Here is a 19,139-nt window from a genome sequence, read left to right on the forward strand (position 1 = left end):
GCCTGGTTCAGAATCCGTACAGCCTCGCCGGGTTGTCGACCAGCAGTTTGTGTTGTGTGGAAGGGTCGGGCACCCACAGGGGAATCAGGTCGACCAGATCCCCGTCGTTGGGCATAGGCACGTCGCAAATGGGATGCGGCCAGTTGCTGCCCCAGATGATGCGATCGGGCCAATGCGCGGCCACGCGGTGGATCATGGGCAGCATGTCGGCATGCGGATAGGGCTGCGACGACAAGCGATAAAGACTGGCCAGCTTTGCCCAGGCGCGCCCCGTGTCCATTAGCCGGGCCAAGGCCGCGAACGGGGCGCTGTCCACGCCTTCGTCGCCGCGGATGCGCGCCATGTGGTCCAGCACGATGTCCACTCGCAGCGCCAGCAGGCGCGGCAACAGCTCCACCAGTTCGTTCGCATGCTTGAAATGCAGCACCAGATGCCAGCCGAGCTCTTGCGCTTCGGCCGCCAGGGGCTCCAGCTGGTCGAATCCCACGCCGCCGCCCACCACGGTAGACAGGCGATAGCCGCGCATGCCCAGCGCGTGCATGCGCCGGCGCTCGGCCAGGGGGCGTCCCGGCGGCATCACCGCCACGCCGCGCGCCCGCGCGCCCATGCGCTCCAGCGCATCCAGCGTGGCGGCATTGTCGGTGCCGTGCGCGCCGCCATGCACGATGACGGCGCGCTCGATGCCCAGCGTGGCCAGCAGTTGCACATAGTCTTCTACCGTGCAGTCTTGCGGCGTGTAGCTGCGCTGCGGCGAATAGGGAAACCGCGCTTGCGGGCCGAAGATGTGCGCATGGCAATCGCAGGCGCCGGCGGGCATGCGAAAGCGCGGCGCGCGGGTGTTGCGGTCGGGACCGGGGCAGGCATGCATGGCGGCGCCCTAGCTCGCTTGCGCTTCGCGTTCGGCGATGCGGGCCAGCACATCGGCGCCCCGGTTCGCCGCCGACACGCCGCGAAACAGATACGCCATGCTGACCACGGCCTGCATCTCTTCCCAGCTTGCGCCGGCGCGGCGTGCCGCAATGCCATGGATGAGCGCGGCATCGCTGAGCTCTGCCATTAGCATGCCGAAGATCATCAATTGCGCCGTCTTGGTGTCGAAGCACGCGGGGTTCATTGCATGGGCGCGTACCTGTTCCTGCATTTCCACCAGGGCGGGATCGAGCGCGCCCGTCACCAACAAACGCGCCTCGACCCGCGGCGGCAGGTAGCCCAGCAACTGGCGATAGCTGTCGGCCTGGCGTTGCAGCGCGGCAGCGTCGCGCGGCGCGCCGACGGCCTGGGCAACAACACTGGCATCGATGCGGGATGCGGACATGCGGGGCTCCTTCTGCAAGTGGCGCCGGCGGAATGCAGCGCGGCAGGCATATGGTTGACGAACCCCGAAGCAAAGTCAATAAAAAATCGATTTTATTACTTCGAATCGATTATCGTGCCAGGGCGCTACAATAGCCCGCATGAAAAATGCCCCGGCTTCCTCCGCCGCGCCCAAAACCGCGGCCAGCCCGTCACTGACGGCCTCGGTCGCTATCCAGATCCGGGCCGCCATCCTCGATGGCACCTACCCGCCCGGCGCGCGCCTGCGTCTGGACGAGCTGCGCCGCACCTACGACGTCAGCCTGAGTCCGCTGCGCGAAGCCCTGACACGCCTGGCCGCGGAAGACCTGGTGCAGATCACCGACCAGCGCGGCTATCAGGTCACGCCGGTGTCAGCCGAAAACCTGCGCGAAGTCACGGTGCTGCGCACCCAGCTCGAAACCACGGCGTTGCAAGAATCGCTGCGGCGCGGCGATGACGCCTGGGAAGACGCCCTGGTGGCGGCCTACCACCGGCTGCATCGCCTGGAAAGCGACGGGCAGCGCGCCGAAGGCTGGGAAAAAGCCCACCGGGCCTTCCACCTGACCTTGTTCGCGGCCTGCGGCATGCCGCTGCTGCTGCGCTTTTGCGGCAGCCTGCACGACTTGAGCGATCGTTACCGCCGCCTTTTCCTGGCGCGCCATGCGCCCGACGCCAATGTGCCGGCCGAGCACCAGGCCATTTTCGAAGCCGCCATGGCGCGCGACGCCGAGCGCGCCGCGCAGATTCTTACCCGCCACCTGGAACGCACCGGGCGCAACATCATGACTGAGCTGGCCGGGCCGGCCGCCGACTGACCCGGCTCATTTCCCCGAAGGCTCCTCTCAACCCAGCCCCTCAAAATTCAATAAGTTATTGATATTCAAGAATTACGGGGGGCGGCAGCAGCAAAGAAAAAGGGCCTCGCAATGGAGACCCTTTTAAAATTTGGCGCGCCCGGCAGGATTCGAACCCACGACCCCTTGGTTCGTAGCCAAGTACTCTATCCAACTGAGCTACGGGCGCTGGTAAAGAGGCGAAATTATAGCGGAAATTTGTTATTTGTCCAGCCTGATTTCGGCGCTCCCTGTTTGCGGGCTCAGCACCAGCCCGGACGCCCGGGGCGTCTTGCGTTCGATGTCGGGCAGCAGAAAGGCCACCACGCCCAGCAGCGGCAGATAGGCGCACACCTGGTACACGTAGGCAATGCTGGTCATGTCGGCCAGTTTGCCCAGGGCCGCGGCGCCCAGGCCGCCCATGCCGAACGCAAAGCCGAAGAACAGGCCGGCGATCATGCCCACCTTGCCGGGCACCAGCTCCTGCGCATACACCACGATGGCCGAAAACGCCGACGCCAGCACGATCCCGATCACCACCACCAGCACGCCGGTCCAGAACAGGTTGGCATGCGGCAACAGCAGCGTGAACGGCGCCACGCCCAGGATGGACGCCCAGATCACGATCTTGCGCCCGATGCGGTCGCCCACCGGCCCGCCCGCCACGGTGCCGAACGCCACCGCCGCCAGGAACAAGAACAAATACAGCTGCGCCGACCGCACCGACAGGTCGAACTTGTCCATTAAGTAGAAAGTGAAGTAACTGTTCAGGCTGGCCAGGTAAAAGTACTTGGAAAAGATCAGCACGCCCAGGATGCCCAAGGCCCACATTACCTTGGCGCGGCCTGGCGCGGCGGCGTCGCCCGCCGCGCGGGCGCGGGGCTTGAGCAGCGCGCGGTTGGCGCCGTACCAGCGGCCGATGCCCACCAGGACCACAATGCCGAACAGCGCCGCCAGCGAGAACCAGGCCACGCTGCCCTGCCCGTGCGGAATGATGAACAGCGCCGCCAGCAGCGGCCCCAGCGCCGACCCGACATTGCCGCCCACCTGGAACAGCGACTGCGCCAGGCCATGCCGCCCGCCCGAGGCCATGCGGGCCACGCGCGACGACTCCGGGTGGAACACCGACGACCCGGTGCCCACCAGCGCGGCGGCCACCAGCAAGTACGGCAGCGACGGCGCGAACGCCAGCAGCAGCAGGCCCACCAGCGTGAAGCCCATGCCTATTGGCAGCGAGTACGTGGTGGGCCGCTTGTCGGTGTACAGGCCGATGCAGGGTTGCAGCAGCGACGCCGCAATCTGGTAGGTCAGCGTGATCAGGCCGACCTGGGCGAAACTGAGGTTGAACGAATCTTTCAGCATGGGGTAGATGGCCAACAAGATCGACTGGATCATGTCGTTCATCATGTGGGCCACACTGATGGCGCCCAACACCTTGTAGGCGGTAGAGGGTGAAGCAGCCGGCGCGGAACCGGCGGAAGTCGTGGAAGTCATGGCGTGGCAGCGGAGATCGAAGCGGCACCCGGACAGGCGCGGGCCGCGGCGCGCGAAGCAATCAGTGTATAAAGTCCCGGATGCGCAGAAGTGCCAACTTTCGTCGCCAAACTGACATAAGCACCGCCATGCCCCGCCGTCCCGTCGCGCCCGCCGACCCCACCCGCAGCCGCCAGGCCGAAGACTACCAACACGTGCCGCGCCTGGTCACGGCGTTGGCCAAGGATTTCGTGCCCAGCGAGACCACTGGCCCGCACAGTCATCCGCGCGGTCAACTGGTGTACGCCATCGAAGGCGTGATGCGCGTCAGCACGCCCGACGGCTTCTGGACCCTGCCCTCGCTGCGCGCGCTATGGGTGCCGCCCGGCACGGTGCACGGCATCCAGATGGTGGGCAAGGTGTCGATGCGCACGCTGTATGTGCACGCGAACGCGGCGAATTCGCTATGGGATCGCTGCCAGGTGGTCGAGGTGTCGGGCCTGCTGCGCGAACTGATTCTGGCCCTGACGGCCGAGCCCATCGAATACGCGCTGGAGGGCCGCGGCGGGCAGATCGCCACGCTGCTGCTCACCGAACTCAAGGCCGCGCCGGTCATTCCCATCCGGATCCCCTGGCCGCAAGACCGCCGCTTGCAGACGGTCTGTCGGGCCATCCTGGCCCAGCCTGGCCTGGCGCGCACCGTAGACGACTGGGGCGACGAAGTGGGCGCCAGCGGCCGCACCCTGATTCGCCTGTTCCAGGCCGAGGTGGGCCTGAACTACCGCCAATGGGTGCAGCAAGTACGGCTGGCGGAGGCGCTGCACCGCCTGTCGCTGGGACAGCCAGTGGCTCGGGTGGCGGCGGAGCTGGGTTACCGTAGTCCCAGCGCGTTCAGCGCGATGTTCCGCCGCGCGCTCGGCTCGCCGCCGCAGGCTTACTTGCACAACGGCAGCTGAGCGGGCGGCGGCCCTGCCGCACCGAACCGCGCTTTTCCTGCTGCGGTGATTCCCACCGCCCAAGTATGGGCAAGCCGTATATTTATATATCTAGATTTATAGATATATAATTCGAGAAAACTCGATTTATAGACGCCTACATGGACATCGACCTGATCATCAAGGCACTCGCCAACCCGGTGCGCCGCGACATCCTGCAATGGCTCAAAGAGCCCGAAAAGCACTTCTCGACCCAGGAGCACCCGCTGGAAGTCGGGGTGTGCGCCGGGCAGTTCGAGCGCTGCGGGTTGTCGCAATCGACCATGTCCACGCACCTGGCCGTGCTGCAGCGCGCCGAACTCGTCACAACGCGCCGCATCGGCCAGTGGATTTTCTACAAGCGCAACGAAGACACCATCTCGGCGTTTCTGCGTTCCCTCGGCCAGGAACTCGTGTGACCCGGCACTGCCGGCCCCTCCCTTTTCTTCCCTACACCAGCCTTCACCATGCCCACTTTATTCGACCCCATCGCCGCCGGCGACCTGCAACTATCCAATCGCGTCGTCATGGCGCCGCTTACCCGCAACCGCGCCCCCAACGCCGTGCCCACCGAAATGATGGCCACGTACTACACGCAGCGCGCCAGCGCCGGGCTGATCATTACCGAAGCCACCGCCATCACCCATCAGGGCCAGGGCTATGCCCAGGTGCCCGGCCTGTACTCGGCCGAGCAACTGGCTGGCTGGAAGCGCGTGGTCGACTCGGTGCACGCGGCCGGCGGCAAGATCGTGGTGCAACTGTGGCACGTGGGGCGCATTTCGCACACGTCGCTGCAGCCCGGCAATGGCGCGCCGGTGGCGCCCTCGGCGGTGCGCGCCAATTCCAAGACCTACCTGGTGCGCCCCGACGGCTCGGGCGAATTCGTGCCTACGTCCGAACCGCGCGCGCTGCGGCTGGACGAGCTGCCCGGCATCGTTGAAGACTACCGCCGCGCCGCGCGCGCGGCCGTCGAAGTCGGCTTCGACGGCGTGGAAGTCCATGCCGCCAACGGCTACCTGATCGACCAGTTCCTGCGCTCGGGCAGCAACCAGCGCACGGACGGCTACGGCGGCAGCATCGAGAACCGCGCCCGCCTGCTGGTACAGGTCATGGACGCGGTGACCGGCGAGATCGGCGCGGGCCGCACCGGCATCCGCATCTCGCCCGTCACGCCCGCCAACGACGCCAGCGATCCGCAACCCCAGCCGCTGTTCGACTACGTAGTGCGCAAGCTGGCGGGCTACGGACTCGCCTACGTGCATGTCATTGAGGGCGCCACCGGTGGCCCGCGCGACTTCCAGCAAGGCGATCAACCGTTCGACTACGCCGCGCTGCGCGAGGCCTACCACCAGGCCGGCGGCCGGGGCGCGTGGATGGCCAACAACAACTACGACGCCGCGCTGGCCGGACGCGCCATCGAAACCGGCCAGGCCGACCTGGTCGCCTTCGGCAAGCCCTTCATCGCCAACCCCGATCTCGTGCGCCGCCTGCGCGAACAGGCGCCGCTGAACGAGCCGGACAAGGCCACGTTCTACGGCGGCGGCGCCCAGGGCTATATCGACTATCCGGCGCTGACCTGAACTTGCGATAGCGAGCCGGCTGGGGCGCGGGGCTCTTGCCGAGCGCTCTGCCGGGCGCCTTTCAGTACGCCCGGCAAAGCGAGACAGTCGGGCGTCCGCCCATTTAGTTGCGAAAATCAACAATATCGGCAAGAATGGCAGCCTCGATCGCCAATCTCCATTCCTGCCAACATGCTCCATACCCGCCTGACCCGTCTGCTCGGCCTGCGCTGTCCCATCATTCAGGGGGGCATGAGTTGGGCATCGTCGAACGCCGCGCTGGCCCTGGCGGTATCGCGCGCCGGCGGCCTGGGCACCATCGCGTCCGGCCCCATGTACCCGCAAGACCTGCTGGCGGCTATCCAGGCGGTGCGGGCCGGCACCGACGCGCCGTTCGCGGTCAACATTCCGCTATACAACAAGCGCGCGCAAGAGCACATGGACATCGCCATAGCCGAGCGCGTGCCCGTCATCATCGCGTCGCAGGGTGGCCCGCAGAAGCACCTGGCCCGCGCGCGCGACGCAGGCATCAAATGGCTGCAGGTGGTGGCCAGCCCGCTGCATGCCCAGAAGGCGCAGGCGGCCGGCGTGGATGCGGTCATTGCGGCGGGCCTGGAAGCCGGCGGGCACCCCGGGCCCGACGAAATCGGCACACTGGTGCTGGCGCGCGCCGTGGCGCGCGCGATCGATATTCCGTTCGCCATCGCTGGCGGCATTGCCGATGGCGCGGGCGTGGCCGCGGCGCTGTGCCTGGGGGCCGATGGCGCGCAGTTGGGTACCCGCTTCCTGCTTACCCCGGAAGCCGGGCTGCATCCCGCCTACAAGCAGGTCGTGCTGGCGGCCGGCGTGGCCGACACCACGCTGGTCGGGCGGGGCCGCTCGCCGGTGCGCATGCTGCGCAATGCCTTTGCGCGCGAGTACGCGGCCGCGGAACGGGCCGGCGCAGCCGATGCCGACCTCGACAGCCTGTTCGCCGCGCGCTCGCTGAAGCTGGCGGCCAAAGACGGCGACGTCGACCAGGGCAAGGTGGAAGCCGGCCAGAGCGCCGGGTTGGTCGACGCCCTGCAGCCGGCCGGCGAGGTCGTCGCCGAACTGGTGCGCGACGCGCGCCAGGCCCTGTCGCGCGGATCGAGCCTGCTGGCCGCCTGAGGGGCGGCCCGAGGAATACCGCGAGGGGCCGGCAGGGCCGGCCCGCCCGCCCTACTGCTTGACCAGCCCCGCGCCCTTCACCAGTCCGGTCAGCACCTGCTGGTCTTTGCGCACAAAATCGAGCGCCTGCTGCGGCGTCATGCTCCACAGCTCCACGCCCTGCGAGGCCATCTGCTTGCTGTAGGCCGGGTCCTGGTTGACGGCATTGACGGCTTTGTTCAGCCGGTCGATGATCGCATCGGGCGTGCCCGCCGGCGCGGCCAGGCTGTACCACGACGCCGACTCGGCCCCGTCGATGCCCGCCTGCGCCAACGTGGGCACGTCCGGCAGCAGCGGCGAACGCTCTTTGGCGGCGTACGCCAGCGCCACCAGCCGGTTGTCCTTGATGAACTGCAGGCTGGCCGCCAGGTTCAGCACGGCCATGTCCACCTGCCCGCCCACCAGGTCATTGATGGCCGGCGCCGCGCCCTTGTAGGGGATATGCACCAGATCGATATCGGCGCGCTGCCGGAACAGCTCTGCGCCCAGATGGGGCGAGCTGCCCGGCCCCGCCGACCCGTAGTTCAACTTGCCGGGCTGCTTGCGCGCCAGCGCGATCAGTTCGCCCACCGATTTGACGCCCAGCTTGGGATTCACCACCAGCATGTTGGGCTGGTTGCCCACGATGCCGATAAAACGGAAATCCTTCACGCCGTCGTACGACGTGTGCTGCATCAGCGGCGTAACGATATGGGCCGCCGCGGTGCCCAGCAGCAGCGTATAACCGTCGGGCTTGGCGCGCGCCACGATCTGCGTGCCAATGGACGCGCCGCCGCCAGCCTTGTTTTCCACCACGACGGGCTGGCCCAACTGCTTTTCCAGTTCGCGCGCCAGGGCGCGGCCCAGCGTGTCGGCCGGCCCGCCCGCGGCATAAGGATTGACCAGCGTGATCGGCTGGGAGGGGTACGGCTGCGCCGCCAGCGCGGTCGCGCACAACGCGGCAGCCGCGGCGGCCACCATGAATTTACTGATCGCTTGCATGTCGTGTCTCCTGGATTGTTTTTGCTGAAATGCGGCGCGCCGGAGCCGGCGCGGCCCCGGCGCGTGTCATATCGCGCCTTGTTCGCGCAACTGCGCTATTGCCTGGTCGTCCAGACCCAGGCGTTCAACCAGCACTTGCCGCGTGTGCTCTCCCAGCAGCGGCGGCCGGCCCAGGCTGGGGTCGTCGTAGCCGTCGAACTTGAACGGCACCGGTACGGCCCCGAACCGCCCCAACTGGGGATGCTCGTATTCCCCCACCATGCCCCGCGCGCGCACGTGGGCATCGGCCAATATCTCGTCCACCGACAAGATCGGCCCGGCCGGCACGCCGGCCGCATCGCAGCGCGCGCACAGCTCGTCGCGCTCGAACCGGCGGATGGCGGCCTGCAGGCCTTGCATGACTTCGTCGCGCCGCGCCACGCGATCGGCGTTGCGCGCCAGCGCCGGATCGTCGCGCCAGTGCGCCAGGCCCAGCAGTTCGCACAGGGGTTTCCAGTGCTGGTCGCTCCCGGTGATCTGCACCCATTTGCCATCGCGGCACTCGAACGCAGCCGACGGCACCCGCCCTGGATGCTCGGTGCCCAGACGTGGGGGCACTTCGCCCAGGGCGAAGTAACGCGCGGCCGCGAGCGAAAGCAGTCCCACCTGCCCATCCAGCATCGAAAAATCCAAGTGGCATCCGCCGCCGCCACGCTCGCGCCCCATCAGCGCGGCCAGGATGCCTATGGCCACCCACAGCCCCGAGGTCAGGTCGGCCACCGGCAGGCCGGGCTTGACCGGACCGCCGCCGCGCTCGCCAGTCAGGCTCATGATGCCGCCCATGGCCTGAAACACAGTGTCGTAGCCCTTGCGCCCGGAATACGGCCCAGTGAGCCCGAAGCCCGTGCACGAGCAATAGACCAGCCCGGGGTTGCCGGGCGCGATGTGTTCGCGGTCCAGTCCGTATTTCTGCAAGGTGCCCACAGGAAAATTCTCGACCACCACGTCGGCCTGTTCGGCCAGGCGGCGGATCAGGGCCTGCCCTTCGGGATGCCGGAAGTTCACCGTAATGGATTGCTTGCTGCGGTTGAACGCCAGGTAATAGGCAGATTCGGCGCCGTGGGGACCCTGCACGCGTGGTTCGAAACCGCGCGTTTCATCGCCGCCGCCCGGCTGCTCGACCTTGATCACGGTGGCGCCCAGCTCGGCCAGGATCATCGAGGCGAACGGGCACGCCAGCACGCGCGACAAGTCCAGAATGGTGATGCCGTCCAGCGGTCTCATTGCCCGCCTCCGCTGCCGAAACTGCGCATGATGGTGTTCGCGTCGCGGCCCACCGCCAGCGCCTCGGCCAGCGCCAGGTCAGCCGAACGGTGAAACGAACGCTTGGTCAGTTTCATGGCGGCCGGCTCCCAGCCGGCCATGCGCCGCGCCAGTTCCAGCGCGCTGTCCAGCACCCGGTCCGCCGGCACGACACGGTTGGCCAGGCCCAGCGCCAGCGCCCGCGCGCCGTCAATGGGCTCGGCCATGGCCACCAGCTCGAAGGCATGCTTGCGGCCCACCTGGCGCACCAGGTTGGCCATCACCACCGCCGCCACGATGCCGTGGCGCAGTTCGGGGTAGCCAAAGCGCACGTCCTCGGCCATGACCGCCATGTCGCAAGCCAGCGCCAGGCCCGCTCCGCCGCCCAGCGCGTTGCCCTGCACGGCCGACACCACCGGCTTGCCAATGCGCGAGAACGCCAGGTGCAGCTCTGTGGTCAGCTCGGCGCGCTGCAGCACCGCGTCGCCATGCTGCGCGGTCAGCCCGGAGAATTCCCGGGTGTCGGCGCCAGCGCAGAACGATTTGCCGTTGCCGGCCAGCACAATGGCCCGCACCGCGCCGGAACGATCGGCGTCATGCAGGGCATCCAGCAAGGCTTGCGTCAGGGCCGTGTTCAGCGCGTTGTGCTTTTCCGGGCGATTCATGCGCAGCAGGCGCACGGCACCCTGGTCTTCAATCTGCAGTTCGGTCATGGCGATTCCTGGTCGAGGCGTCCGCAAACCGGCGCCTGTTAATTAGCCTGTTAATTGAGGTGACCTATTAATTACTTAAATCAACTATTGCTTAAATCAACTATATGAGCGCGCCCATGCCACGCGGGCGGGCGCGCCCTCTAGCGCGGGTCGGCGTTGCGTCCGCGTCGGGTGGGGATTTCGCTTTTCAGGTCATGGAACATGTCGAGCGCGCGCGCGGTCAGCTTGTCCAGCGCGCGCTCAATCGTGTCGCGCTCGGCCGCGCTCAGCACTTCCAGCAGAGATTCGTTGCGCGCGACCGCCGCGGGGAAGATCTCTTGGTACAGTCGCCGGCCCGCCGCGGTCAGGTCCAGACTGATGCCGCGCCCGTCTTCCGCGTCGGCGCTGCGGCGGATCAGCTTCTTCTCGATCAGCTCCGACACGGTGCGGCTGGCCTGGCTCTTGTCGATGTTCGATTCGCGCGCCAGCGCGTTCAGCGACATCGGCGCCGCGGCGCCCAGCAACGCGATGATGCGCCATTCGCGCGGACCCACGCCGTAGCGGGTTTCGTTCAGGCCGGCGGCAATGCGGCTGGACACATGCGCCAGCCGGTTGAGCCGGTACGAGAACAGGTCTTTCAGACCGGCCGGAACGGCGCGCGGCGCGGTGGCAGAGGCGGTCTTGCGGGCGGGTCGAGTGGCCATGGTGTCTAGTTTCCGGACTGAAAGCGCGCGCGGCGGGCAGGCCGCGCGCAAACGCGCACATGATATACAACCGTGTGGCGGCGGGCGTGTCTGATGGCGTCCCTGATGCCCCCTCATGGCGCCACTCCCGGGCCAAGCAGGGGATTCAGGCCGGCCGCGGCCACGCGGCTGTGCAGTTCGCGCCCCAGAGCCTCCTGGCAAAGCCGCGACACCGCCGGCAGTCCGGCCAGGTCCAGTCCCGTGCGCACCCCCATCGACTCGAACAGGCTGACCAGGTCTTCGGTGGCGACATTACCTGTATGGCCGCCGCCGTACTTGACCTTGTCGGGATGCCCGCCCACACCGCCGAAGGCGCTGTCGAAATAGCGCACCCCCGCGTCCAGCGCGGCCACGTAATTCACCAGCCCCGTGCCGCGCGTATCGTGAAAATGCGCCACCAGCGTCATTTGCGGAAACTCCAGCTGCAGCGTCCGGTACAGGTTGCGCACCGCTGGCGGCGACGCCATGCCTGTGGTGTCGCCCAGCGTGACCAGGTCCACGCCCAGCTCCGCAAAGCGGCGAGCGTTGTCCAGCACGCGGGCGGCATCCACTGCCCCCTCGAATGGACACCCGAAAGCCACCGAAATCGTGCCCACCATGCGAAAGCGGCCCGCGGCGCGCCGCGCCATGGCGGCGATATTGTCCCATTGGTCGCGGCGGGAACGCTTCAGGTTGCGCAGCGAATGCGATTCGCTGGCCGAGACCAGCAGGCTGATTTCATTGGCGCCATGGCCGGCATCGAGGTCGTGCAAGGCGCGCTCCACCGCCCGCACATTGGCGCAGGTGGCCTTGTACCAGACTCCCGCGCGCCTCGGCAGGCCGGCCAGCAACTCACTGGCGTCGGCGAACTGCGGCACCACACTGGGGTTGGAATACGACGTCGCCTCGACCCGATCGAAGCCCAGGTCGGCAAAGCGCTGTATGAGGCCGACCTTGGCCGGCGTGGCGATGAACCGCGCTTCGTGCTGCAGGCCGTCGCGCGCGAAGCACTCGCACAGGACCACGTCGCGCGTCATGATTGCAACTCCAGCCCGAAGCGCTGCAAGGCGTAGTCGCGCAGCTTGTTCTTCTGCACTTTCGAACTGCCGGTCATGCCGATGTGCTCGAAGGTATCGACCACGTCGAGATAGCGCGGCACCTTGAAATTGGCGCAGCGCTCTTTGCACCAGGCAATCAGTTCGTCAGGCCGGGCGCGATGCCCTTCTTTCAGCAGCACGAAGGCGGCCGGCACTTCGCCCAGCCGCGCGTCGGGCACGCCCACCACCTGGGCCAGCTGCACGGCGGGATGGGCGTGCAGCACTTCTTCGATTTCCAGGGGCGCGACGTTCTCGCCGCCCACCCGGAACATGTCTTTCAGACGCCCCACCATGCGCAGCCGGCCATCGCCATCCATTTCGCCCAGGTCGCCGGTGCTGAGCCAGCCATCGGGGCTGAGCGCGCGCGCGGTGGCATCGGGCATGTTGTAGTAGCCCTTCATGATGCTCCAGCCCCTGGCCTGGATCTCGCCGCGCTGGCCCGGTGGCAGCGGCGCGCCCGTGCCCGGGTCGACCACCCGCACCTGCATGCCAGGGTGCGGCAGCGCCCAGCCCATGGCCCGCAAGGCGAAATCATCATCGTGGGCCGACATGATCACATTGGGCGAGGCCTCGGATTGCCCATAGGCATTACAGATGGATGGCACGCCCATCACGTCGCGGATCTTCTGCATGACTTCCGGCCCCACCGCCGCCCAGCCGCCGCGCAAGTGCAGCCGCGCCGGGTCAAAATCTGGATGACCCATCAGCATCAGGAAGATGGTGTCGTTGCCCGATGTCAGGGTGCAGCGCTCGCGGTCCAGGATGCGCAGCGCCTCGCCCACGTCAAAGCGCGGCAGCGTCAACAGGCAGCAGCCCGTCACCAGGCTGACCAGAATGGACAGCGTGGTGCCCGCCACGTGGAAGTACGGCCGGATGCTGAAATAGCGGTCGTCCGGCGTCACGCCGATGCGTTGGGCCGCCGCCCAGGCATTGGTCAGCATATTGGCGTGCGTCAGCATCACGCCTTTGGGAAACGACGTCGTGCCCGAGGTGTATTGGATAAGCAGCACGTCGTCGGGCGCGACCTGCCCGGCCGCTTCGTCCAGTTCAGCCCCATCCACCAGGGCGCCCTGGCTGATGAAACCCTCGTAGCCCAGGGCGCCGGCAGGCACCCGGCGCCCGGCCACGACTACCTTGCGCAGTTTCGGCAGCGCATCGCCCGGCAGGCCAGTATCGACGGCCGGTTCCACCTGGCGCAGCAAGCCCATGAAATCGATGCCAAGGAACTCGTCGGCCATGATCAACAGGCTGATGTCGGCCTGCTTCAGACAAAAGCGCAGCTCTTCGCTCTTGAACCGGGTATTGACCGGCACCGTGACCGCGCCCAGGCTCGCGCAGGCGTAGAACACTTGTATCCACAGCGCGCTGTTGCCCAGCATGACGCCCACGTGGTCGCCGCGCCGCACGCCCTGCGCATGCAAGGCCGCTGCAACGGCGCGCGCCTGCGCGGCCATGTCCTGCCAGCCATAGCGGCCGTCGGGCCCCACGAAGGCCTCATGCGGCCCGCGCTCGGCCACGGTGCGCGCCAGGCGGCGCGCCAGGGTGGTGGGTTCAGGCAGCATCGGACGCCCCCGCCCGGCTGCCGCCAAACCCCGCCAGCGCGCCCTTCCAGTCGGTGCCGCGCAGGTTTTCATCGATGGCCAGCAGCTCGATGGCCATGGCGCCTTCGCGCGTGGTGGCCAGGCCCTGGTCGACGCTGCGCTTGGTCAGCCGCACGGTCAGCGGCGTGGCCTGGGCGATGCGCGCGGCCATCGCGGCGGCCTGGGCATCGAGCTCGCCGGCGGCGTAAACGTGATTCACCAGGCCGATTTCACGCGCCTCGCGCGCATCGAACTTGCGGCCGGTAAACAGCAGCTCTTTGGCCATGCGCGGTCCCACCGCGCGGGGCAACCGCTGGGTGGCGCCAATAGTGCCCCAACCGACTTCCGGGTAGCAGAACTGCGTGCCTTCGGCGGCCAGGATGAAATCACAGGCTGCGGCGATCTCGCAGCCCGAGCCAAAAGCCGCGCCATGCACCACCGCGATTGCCGGCTGTGGCAGCCGCTCGATGGCGGCATAGGCGGCAAAGCCCGCCACACGGCGCGCCGTCATGTCCTGGTCGGACATGGTCTTGCGCTCTTTCAAGTCGGCGCCGGCACAGAACACCGGGCCGGCGCCGCGGATCACAACGACCCGGGCGCGTTCATCATTGGCCAGCGACGACAGCGCGGCCACCAGTTCGTGGCACATGCGCAGGCTCAGCGCGTTGCGGCTGTCGGGCCGGTTCAGCGTCAGGGTGGCGACGTGCGAGTCGAAGTCCAGGGCAAGGGTTTCGTATACCGCGCTCATTCAGGCTCCTGCATTGGCGGAATTGCCGGAGCCCACTATACGGCAATTAGTTGATTAAATCTACTATATTTGGCGGCACGACCTGCCGGCCATAAAGTTGCATAAATCAACTTTTTAGTTGACCATATCAATCAATATTCCTGATCCGGATGTTCCGGACACTCTCCCATGAAACTGCTGCGCCGCGCGCTGATCGTGCTTTGTCTTCATGCCGCCGTATTGCCATGCGCGCATGCCCAGAACTACCCCGACCGCCCGATACGGCTGGTGGTGGGGTTCTCGCCCGGCGGCGGCAGCGACCTGGTGGCGCGCATCCTTGCGCGCGCGCTGGGCAAGCAACTGGGGCAAACCGTGGTGGTCGAGAACCGTCCCGGCGCGGGCGGCATGATCGCCACCCGCGCCGTGGCGGCCGAGCCGTCCGATGGCTACACGCTGCTGCTGGGTAGTGCCGCGGCCTTTGTCATCAACCCTTACCTGCGCAGCGATGTCGGCTACGACCCGGTAGGCGATTTCACGCCCATCGGCGCGGTGTCGCGCTTCGATTATGTGCTGCTGGGCCGTCCCGGTCTGCCCGCGGCCACTCTGCCCGACCTCGTCGCCTACGCCCGCGCCCATCCCGGCAAGTTGACCATCGGGTCGGCTGGCGTGGGCTCCAACACCCACCTGGTGGCCCTGTCGTTCCTGGCGCGCAGCGGCATTGAATTGCGCCACGTGCCCTACAAGGGCACCGCTGGCGCGCTGAATGACCTGCTGGGCGGCACCATCGACCTGCTGTTCGACTCGGTGCCCACCGTCATGCGGCAGGTCAAGACGCGCAAAGCGGCCAGCTTCGGCACCACCGGCGCGCGCCGCGAAGCCATGCTGCCTCAGGTGCCGACTTTTGCCGAAGCCGGCATGCCTGGGTTCGAAGCCAGCAACTGGTTTGCCGTATTCGGCCCGCGCCAGGTCGACCCGGCCATCGTGCGCCGGCTGAACACCGCCATGGCGCAGGCGTTGCAAGACCCCGAGCTGCTCGACAGCTTCCGCCAAAGCGGCAACATCGCGTTGGGCGGCTCGCCGCAAGACCTGGCTGCGCTGGTTGCTCGCGAAACCCGGCAGTACAAGGCCTTGATCGACGCCACCGGCATCCGCCTGGACTGACACCGCTTTCCCGCCCCGCAGCATGACTCAATCCGCTCCCGCTACTGACGCCACCCCCGCCGCTGCCTTGCCCCTGGCCGGCTGGCGCATTCTCGATCTCAGTTCCGCGGTAGTTGGCCCGTACGCGACCCAGGTACTGGCCGACTATGGCGCCGAAGTGACCAAGCTGGAGCAGCCGTCCGGCGACATCATCCGCTGGATCTCGGGCCGCTCGCCCACGCCCGGCATGTCGGGCAAGTTCATGCATATGAACCGCAACAAACGCAGCGTCGCGCTCGACCTGAAAACCGCCGCCGCGCGCGAGACCGCTCTGGAGCTGGCGCGCCGCTGCGACGTATTCGTGCACAACATGCGCTCTTCGGCCATCCGCAAGCTGGGGCTCAGCTTCGACGAGTTGCGCGCCGTGAACCCGCACATCGTGTATTGCAATATCGTCGGCTTCGGCTCGGCCGGCCCCTACGCCGACCGGCCCGCGTACGACTCCATCCTGCAGGGTGGCACCGGGCTGGCCAGCCTGTTCGCCGCCACCGAAGGCGCGCCGCGCTATGTTCCGTATGTCGTCGTGGACCGCAGCGCCGCGCTGATGGTGGCCAACGCCATCCTGGTGGCCTTGCTGGCGCAGGGCCGCAGCCGCCAGGCGCGCCAGATCGAGGTGCCCATGTTCGAGAGCTACGCGGCGCTGCTGCTCAGCGAGCACCTGTACGGCGCGACCTTCGAGCCGCCCATCGGCGGCAGCGGCGACCGGCGCCTGCTCGACCCCAACGCTCGACCGGTGAAAACCCGCGACGGCTATATCTGCATCACCACCAACACCGATGCCCAGGTCATGGCGCTGTTCGACGCCATGGGCCGGCCCGATCTGAAGGCCGACAAGCGCTTCAACACGGCGATCAACCGCATCGATCACATCGGAGAGTTCTTCCAGATCCGCGCCGACGAGATCGCCCGGCACGACATCGCGCATTGGCAGGCCGTGCTGGCCCGCCACGACATCCCCGCCATGCCCTGCCATACCATCGACAGCCTGCTCGAAGACCCGCACGTGGGCGCCGTCGGCCTGGTGCAGCAGGTGCGGCACCCCACCCAGGGCACGGTCAGGCACATCAATGTGCCGGTTTCCATGACAGGCTATGTGCCGTCGCTGCGCCATCATGCGCCGCGCATCGGAGAACAGACCCGCGACATCCTGCGTGAACTGGGCTACGACGAAGCCCGCATCCAGGGCATGCTGGAACGCGGCGAGGCCTGCGCGCCGCGGGACTGATCACGCCGCGCCTAGCCTAACGCCAGCGCGATGCGGTCCATCAGCATGCGCACCCGCCGCGGCAGCACCGTGCTGGGCGCATAAACTATCTGCAGCGCCGTGGCGCTGCTCGCGTAGCCGCCCAGCACCTCGACCAGCGCCCCCGATGCCAGGTCGGCATCGATGTCGCGGATCGACTTCAATGCAATGCCGCGTCCTTCGCAAGCCCACTGGCGCACCAGGCCTCCGTCGTTGGCCACGCGGCGGCCGCGCACCAGTACCTTGTGCGGCCGGCCATCTACCTGGAACGGCCATTCGCGGTCCAGTTCCTGGCCGAAGCGCATGACGATGCAATCGTGCCCCGCCAGCTCGTCGGGATGCCGGGGTTCGCCGTGCGCGGCCAGGTAGGCGGGCGAAGCGCACACCACCCGGCGGTTTCCCCCCAGCGGCCTGGCCCGCAGCGAGCTATCGGCCAGCACGCCGTGGCGTATGGCGAAATCCAGGCCCTGCGACACCAGGTCGACATTGCCATCGGTAAGATTAAGGTCGATGCTTACCGCATCGTGCTCCTCCAGAAAAGCGTCGACAATCGGCACGATGCGGCGCCGGCCCAGGTCTTCCGGCGCGCTGAAGCGGATCGGCCCGGAAATCTTCTGCGTGCCCAGCCTGATGCTCGCCTCCAGTTCGTCCGCCTCGGCCAGCAGGCGCCGCGCGCCCTCTGCCAACTGCCGCCCCGCCTCGGTCAGGCTGACGGCGCGCGTGGTGCGCGCCAACAGGGTGGCGCCGTAGTATTTTTCCAGGGCGGCCAGGCGCTCTGACACCGAGGCCGGCGACAGCCCCATTTCGCGGCCCGCCGCCGCCATGCCGCCCTTTTCGGCGATGCGCAGGAATAGCGCGAGGTTTTCGAGGACCATTCTTCGGAAATTCCGAAATAATATTTTGAATTCTAGGTAATTATCAAAAAAAACCGCAAGCACTATATTGGCCGGCATGCGCGGCCCGGGTTTTGCCAGGCCGACCCAGCCCCCTGAACCCTGAACCTTGAACCCTGACCCAAAAGGATTGATTCATGAAAGCCGTTGCCCTGACCCGCTACCTGCCGGTTTCCGACCCCGACGCCTTCCTGGACGTAGACCTGCCCAAGCCCGTGCCGCAGGGCCGCGACATTCTGGTGGCCGTAAAGGCGGTAGCCGTCAACCCGGTGGACGTCAAAGTGCGCGCGCCCAAAGACAAAGTCGAAGCCGAGCCGCGCGTCATCGGCTACGACGCCAGCGGCGTGGTCGAGGCCGTGGGGCCGCAGGCCACCCTGTTCAAGCCGGGCGACGAGGTCTATTACGCCGGAGACATCACCCGCGCCGGCACGAACCAGGAATTCCATCTGGTCGACGAGCGCATCGTCGGCCACAAGCCCCGCACGCTGTCGCACGCCGAAGCCGCCGCGCTGCCGCTGACCACCATCACCGCCTATGAAGCCTTCTTCGACCGGCTGCGCATCGACCGCGATGGCGCCGACCGGGGCCGCTCGATCCTGATCGTGGGCGGCGCGGGCGGCGTCGGGTCCATCGGCATCCAGCTTGCCAGGCGCGCCGGGCTCACGGTCATCGCCACCGCCTCGCGGCCCGAGACCATCGCGTGGGTCAAGGAGCTGGGCGCCGACCACGTCGTGAACCATCGCCAGGATCTCGCGCCGCAAGTGCGCGCGGCGGGCTTCGAGTACGTGGACTACGTGGCCATATTCAATGACATGCGCCACTGGGAAGCCGCGGTCGACCTGGTGCGTCCCCAGGGAGCCATCGTCTCGATCGACAACACCGACTTGCCCATGCCGATGGCCGGCATGAAGACCAAATCGGCGAGCTTTCACTGGGAATTCATGTTTGCCCGCGCCATGCACCAGACCCCCGACATGATCGAGCAGCACCGCCTGCTGTCGTTCGTAGCCGGCGAAATCGATGCGGGCCGCCTGCGCACCACGCTGACCGAGGTGCTGGAACCGATCAATGCCGCGAACCTGCGCGAAGCCCACCGCCGCGTGGAAACCGGCGCGGCCAAAGGCAAGATCGTGGTGCAGGGGTTCTAGCCCCTGCACGCGCCAAGGCAGAAAAGGAAAAGGAAAAGGGCCTCGCAAAATGCGAGGCCCTTTTGAATTTGGCGCGCCCGGCAGGATTCGAACCCACGACCCCTTGGTTCGTAGCCAAGTACTCTATCCAACTGAGCTACGGGCGCTGCAAAGACAGAGAATATAACACTTTATCAGCGCCCCCGGCAAATTCACCCGGCGGCGGCCCGTCGC

General features: G+C 67.2%; 19 protein-coding genes and 2 tRNA genes. 8 read left to right on the forward strand and 13 right to left on the reverse strand.

The genetic code is table 11. The features are described 5' to 3' along the window. Window positions 1-7: 7 nt before the first annotated feature. Window positions 8-868, reverse strand: coding sequence for an amidohydrolase family protein (locus BPET_RS17360; protein ID WP_012250321.1), 861 nt, complete (start codon window positions 866-868; stop codon window positions 8-10). Between the two features lie 9 nt (window positions 869-877). Then, the gene (locus BPET_RS17365; RefSeq protein ID WP_012250322.1) at window positions 878-1,315 is read right to left on the reverse strand and encodes a carboxymuconolactone decarboxylase family protein; all 438 of its coding nucleotides are present in this window, start codon (window positions 1,313-1,315) and stop codon (window positions 878-880) included. Window positions 1,316-1,454: 139 nt separating this feature from the next. On the opposite strand from BPET_RS17365, the gene BPET_RS17370 reads away from it, so the two are divergent. Further along, on the forward strand, window positions 1,455-2,150 hold the full coding sequence (locus BPET_RS17370) for a GntR family transcriptional regulator (protein ID WP_012250323.1): 696 nt from the start codon (window positions 1,455-1,457) through the stop codon (window positions 2,148-2,150). Between the two features lie 131 nt (window positions 2,151-2,281). Here the strand turns inward: BPET_RS17370 and BPET_RS17375 are convergent. Beyond that, window positions 2,282-2,358, reverse strand: a tRNA-Arg gene (locus BPET_RS17375). 32 nt (window positions 2,359-2,390) lie between these two features. After that, complete coding sequence (locus tag BPET_RS17380; protein WP_012250324.1) at window positions 2,391-3,662, reverse strand: MFS transporter; 1,272 nt, start codon at window positions 3,660-3,662, stop codon at window positions 2,391-2,393. A gap of 128 nt (window positions 3,663-3,790) precedes the next feature. On the opposite strand from BPET_RS17380, the gene BPET_RS17385 reads away from it, so the two are divergent. From BPET_RS17385 to BPET_RS17400, 4 genes are all read left to right on the forward strand, one after another. Continuing rightward, window positions 3,791-4,597, forward strand: a complete 807-nt coding sequence (locus tag BPET_RS17385) for an AraC family transcriptional regulator (RefSeq protein ID WP_041863044.1) — start codon at window positions 3,791-3,793, stop codon at window positions 4,595-4,597. A 140-nt stretch (window positions 4,598-4,737) separates the two neighbouring features. Beyond that, on the forward strand, window positions 4,738-5,034 hold the full coding sequence (locus BPET_RS17390; protein WP_012250326.1) for an ArsR/SmtB family transcription factor: 297 nt from the start codon (window positions 4,738-4,740) through the stop codon (window positions 5,032-5,034). Between the two features lie 48 nt (window positions 5,035-5,082). Further along, complete coding sequence (locus BPET_RS17395; RefSeq protein WP_012250327.1) at window positions 5,083-6,195, forward strand: alkene reductase; 1,113 nt, start codon at window positions 5,083-5,085, stop codon at window positions 6,193-6,195. Window positions 6,196-6,366: 171 nt separating this feature from the next. After that, window positions 6,367-7,323, forward strand: a complete 957-nt coding sequence (locus BPET_RS17400) for an NAD(P)H-dependent flavin oxidoreductase (RefSeq protein ID WP_012250328.1) — start codon at window positions 6,367-6,369, stop codon at window positions 7,321-7,323. Window positions 7,324-7,374: 51 nt separating this feature from the next. On the opposite strand, the gene BPET_RS17405 is transcribed toward BPET_RS17400, so the two are convergent. From BPET_RS17405 to BPET_RS17435, 7 genes are all read right to left on the reverse strand, one after another. Then, the gene (locus BPET_RS17405) at window positions 7,375-8,343 is read right to left on the reverse strand and encodes a tripartite tricarboxylate transporter substrate binding protein (protein WP_012250329.1); all 969 of its coding nucleotides are present in this window, start codon (window positions 8,341-8,343) and stop codon (window positions 7,375-7,377) included. 66 nt (window positions 8,344-8,409) lie between these two features. Beyond that, on the reverse strand, window positions 8,410-9,606 hold the full coding sequence (locus BPET_RS17410; protein ID WP_012250330.1) for a CaiB/BaiF CoA transferase family protein: 1,197 nt from the start codon (window positions 9,604-9,606) through the stop codon (window positions 8,410-8,412). After that, window positions 9,603-10,337, reverse strand: a complete 735-nt coding sequence (locus tag BPET_RS17415) for an enoyl-CoA hydratase/isomerase family protein (RefSeq protein ID WP_012250331.1) — start codon at window positions 10,335-10,337, stop codon at window positions 9,603-9,605. Before BPET_RS17415 ends, BPET_RS17410 begins: the two co-directional genes overlap by 4 nt. Before the next feature lie 140 nt (window positions 10,338-10,477). After that, window positions 10,478-11,020 carry a MarR family winged helix-turn-helix transcriptional regulator gene (locus BPET_RS17420; protein WP_050978255.1) on the reverse strand — a complete coding sequence of 181 codons (543 nt, stop codon included), beginning with the start codon at window positions 11,018-11,020 and terminating at the stop codon, window positions 10,478-10,480. Between the two features lie 113 nt (window positions 11,021-11,133). Continuing rightward, on the reverse strand, window positions 11,134-12,075 hold the full coding sequence (locus BPET_RS17425) for a hydroxymethylglutaryl-CoA lyase (RefSeq protein ID WP_012250333.1): 942 nt from the start codon (window positions 12,073-12,075) through the stop codon (window positions 11,134-11,136). Beyond that, window positions 12,072-13,697: an AMP-binding protein gene (locus tag BPET_RS17430; protein ID WP_012250334.1), complete on the reverse strand. Its 1,626-nt coding sequence runs from the start codon at window positions 13,695-13,697 to the stop codon at window positions 12,072-12,074. Before BPET_RS17430 ends, BPET_RS17425 begins: the two co-directional genes overlap by 4 nt. Continuing rightward, complete coding sequence (locus tag BPET_RS17435) at window positions 13,687-14,463, reverse strand: enoyl-CoA hydratase/isomerase family protein (RefSeq protein ID WP_012250335.1); 777 nt, start codon at window positions 14,461-14,463, stop codon at window positions 13,687-13,689. The genes BPET_RS17430 and BPET_RS17435 overlap by 11 nt, the downstream gene beginning before the upstream one ends. Window positions 14,464-14,631: 168 nt before the next feature. Between BPET_RS17435 and BPET_RS17440 the strand changes: the two genes are divergently transcribed. Both BPET_RS17440 and BPET_RS17445 read left to right on the forward strand, forming a co-directional pair. Next, on the forward strand, window positions 14,632-15,603 hold the full coding sequence (locus tag BPET_RS17440) for a Bug family tripartite tricarboxylate transporter substrate binding protein (RefSeq protein WP_012250336.1): 972 nt from the start codon (window positions 14,632-14,634) through the stop codon (window positions 15,601-15,603). Window positions 15,604-15,625: 22 nt separating this feature from the next. Then, entirely contained in the window at window positions 15,626-16,867 is a 1,242-nt protein-coding gene (locus BPET_RS17445; protein WP_012250337.1) for a CaiB/BaiF CoA transferase family protein, read from the forward strand. A gap of 11 nt (window positions 16,868-16,878) precedes the next feature. On the opposite strand, the gene BPET_RS17450 is transcribed toward BPET_RS17445, so the two are convergent. Continuing rightward, window positions 16,879-17,760, reverse strand: a complete 882-nt coding sequence (locus BPET_RS17450; RefSeq protein WP_041863045.1) for a LysR family transcriptional regulator — start codon at window positions 17,758-17,760, stop codon at window positions 16,879-16,881. Between the two features lie 155 nt (window positions 17,761-17,915). Here BPET_RS17450 and BPET_RS17455 point away from each other — a divergent pair, with 155 nt between their 5' ends. Next, on the forward strand, window positions 17,916-18,926 hold the full coding sequence (locus BPET_RS17455) for a zinc-binding alcohol dehydrogenase family protein (protein WP_012250339.1): 1,011 nt from the start codon (window positions 17,916-17,918) through the stop codon (window positions 18,924-18,926). Between the two features lie 69 nt (window positions 18,927-18,995). Here the strand turns inward: BPET_RS17455 and BPET_RS17460 are convergent. Then, window positions 18,996-19,072 (reverse strand) — tRNA-Arg (locus BPET_RS17460). Between the last annotated feature and the right edge of the window lie 67 nt (window positions 19,073-19,139).

It is taken from the genome of Bordetella petrii (assembly GCF_000067205.1).
Classification (GTDB): Bacteria; Pseudomonadota; Gammaproteobacteria; order Burkholderiales; family Burkholderiaceae_B; genus Bordetella_A; species Bordetella_A petrii.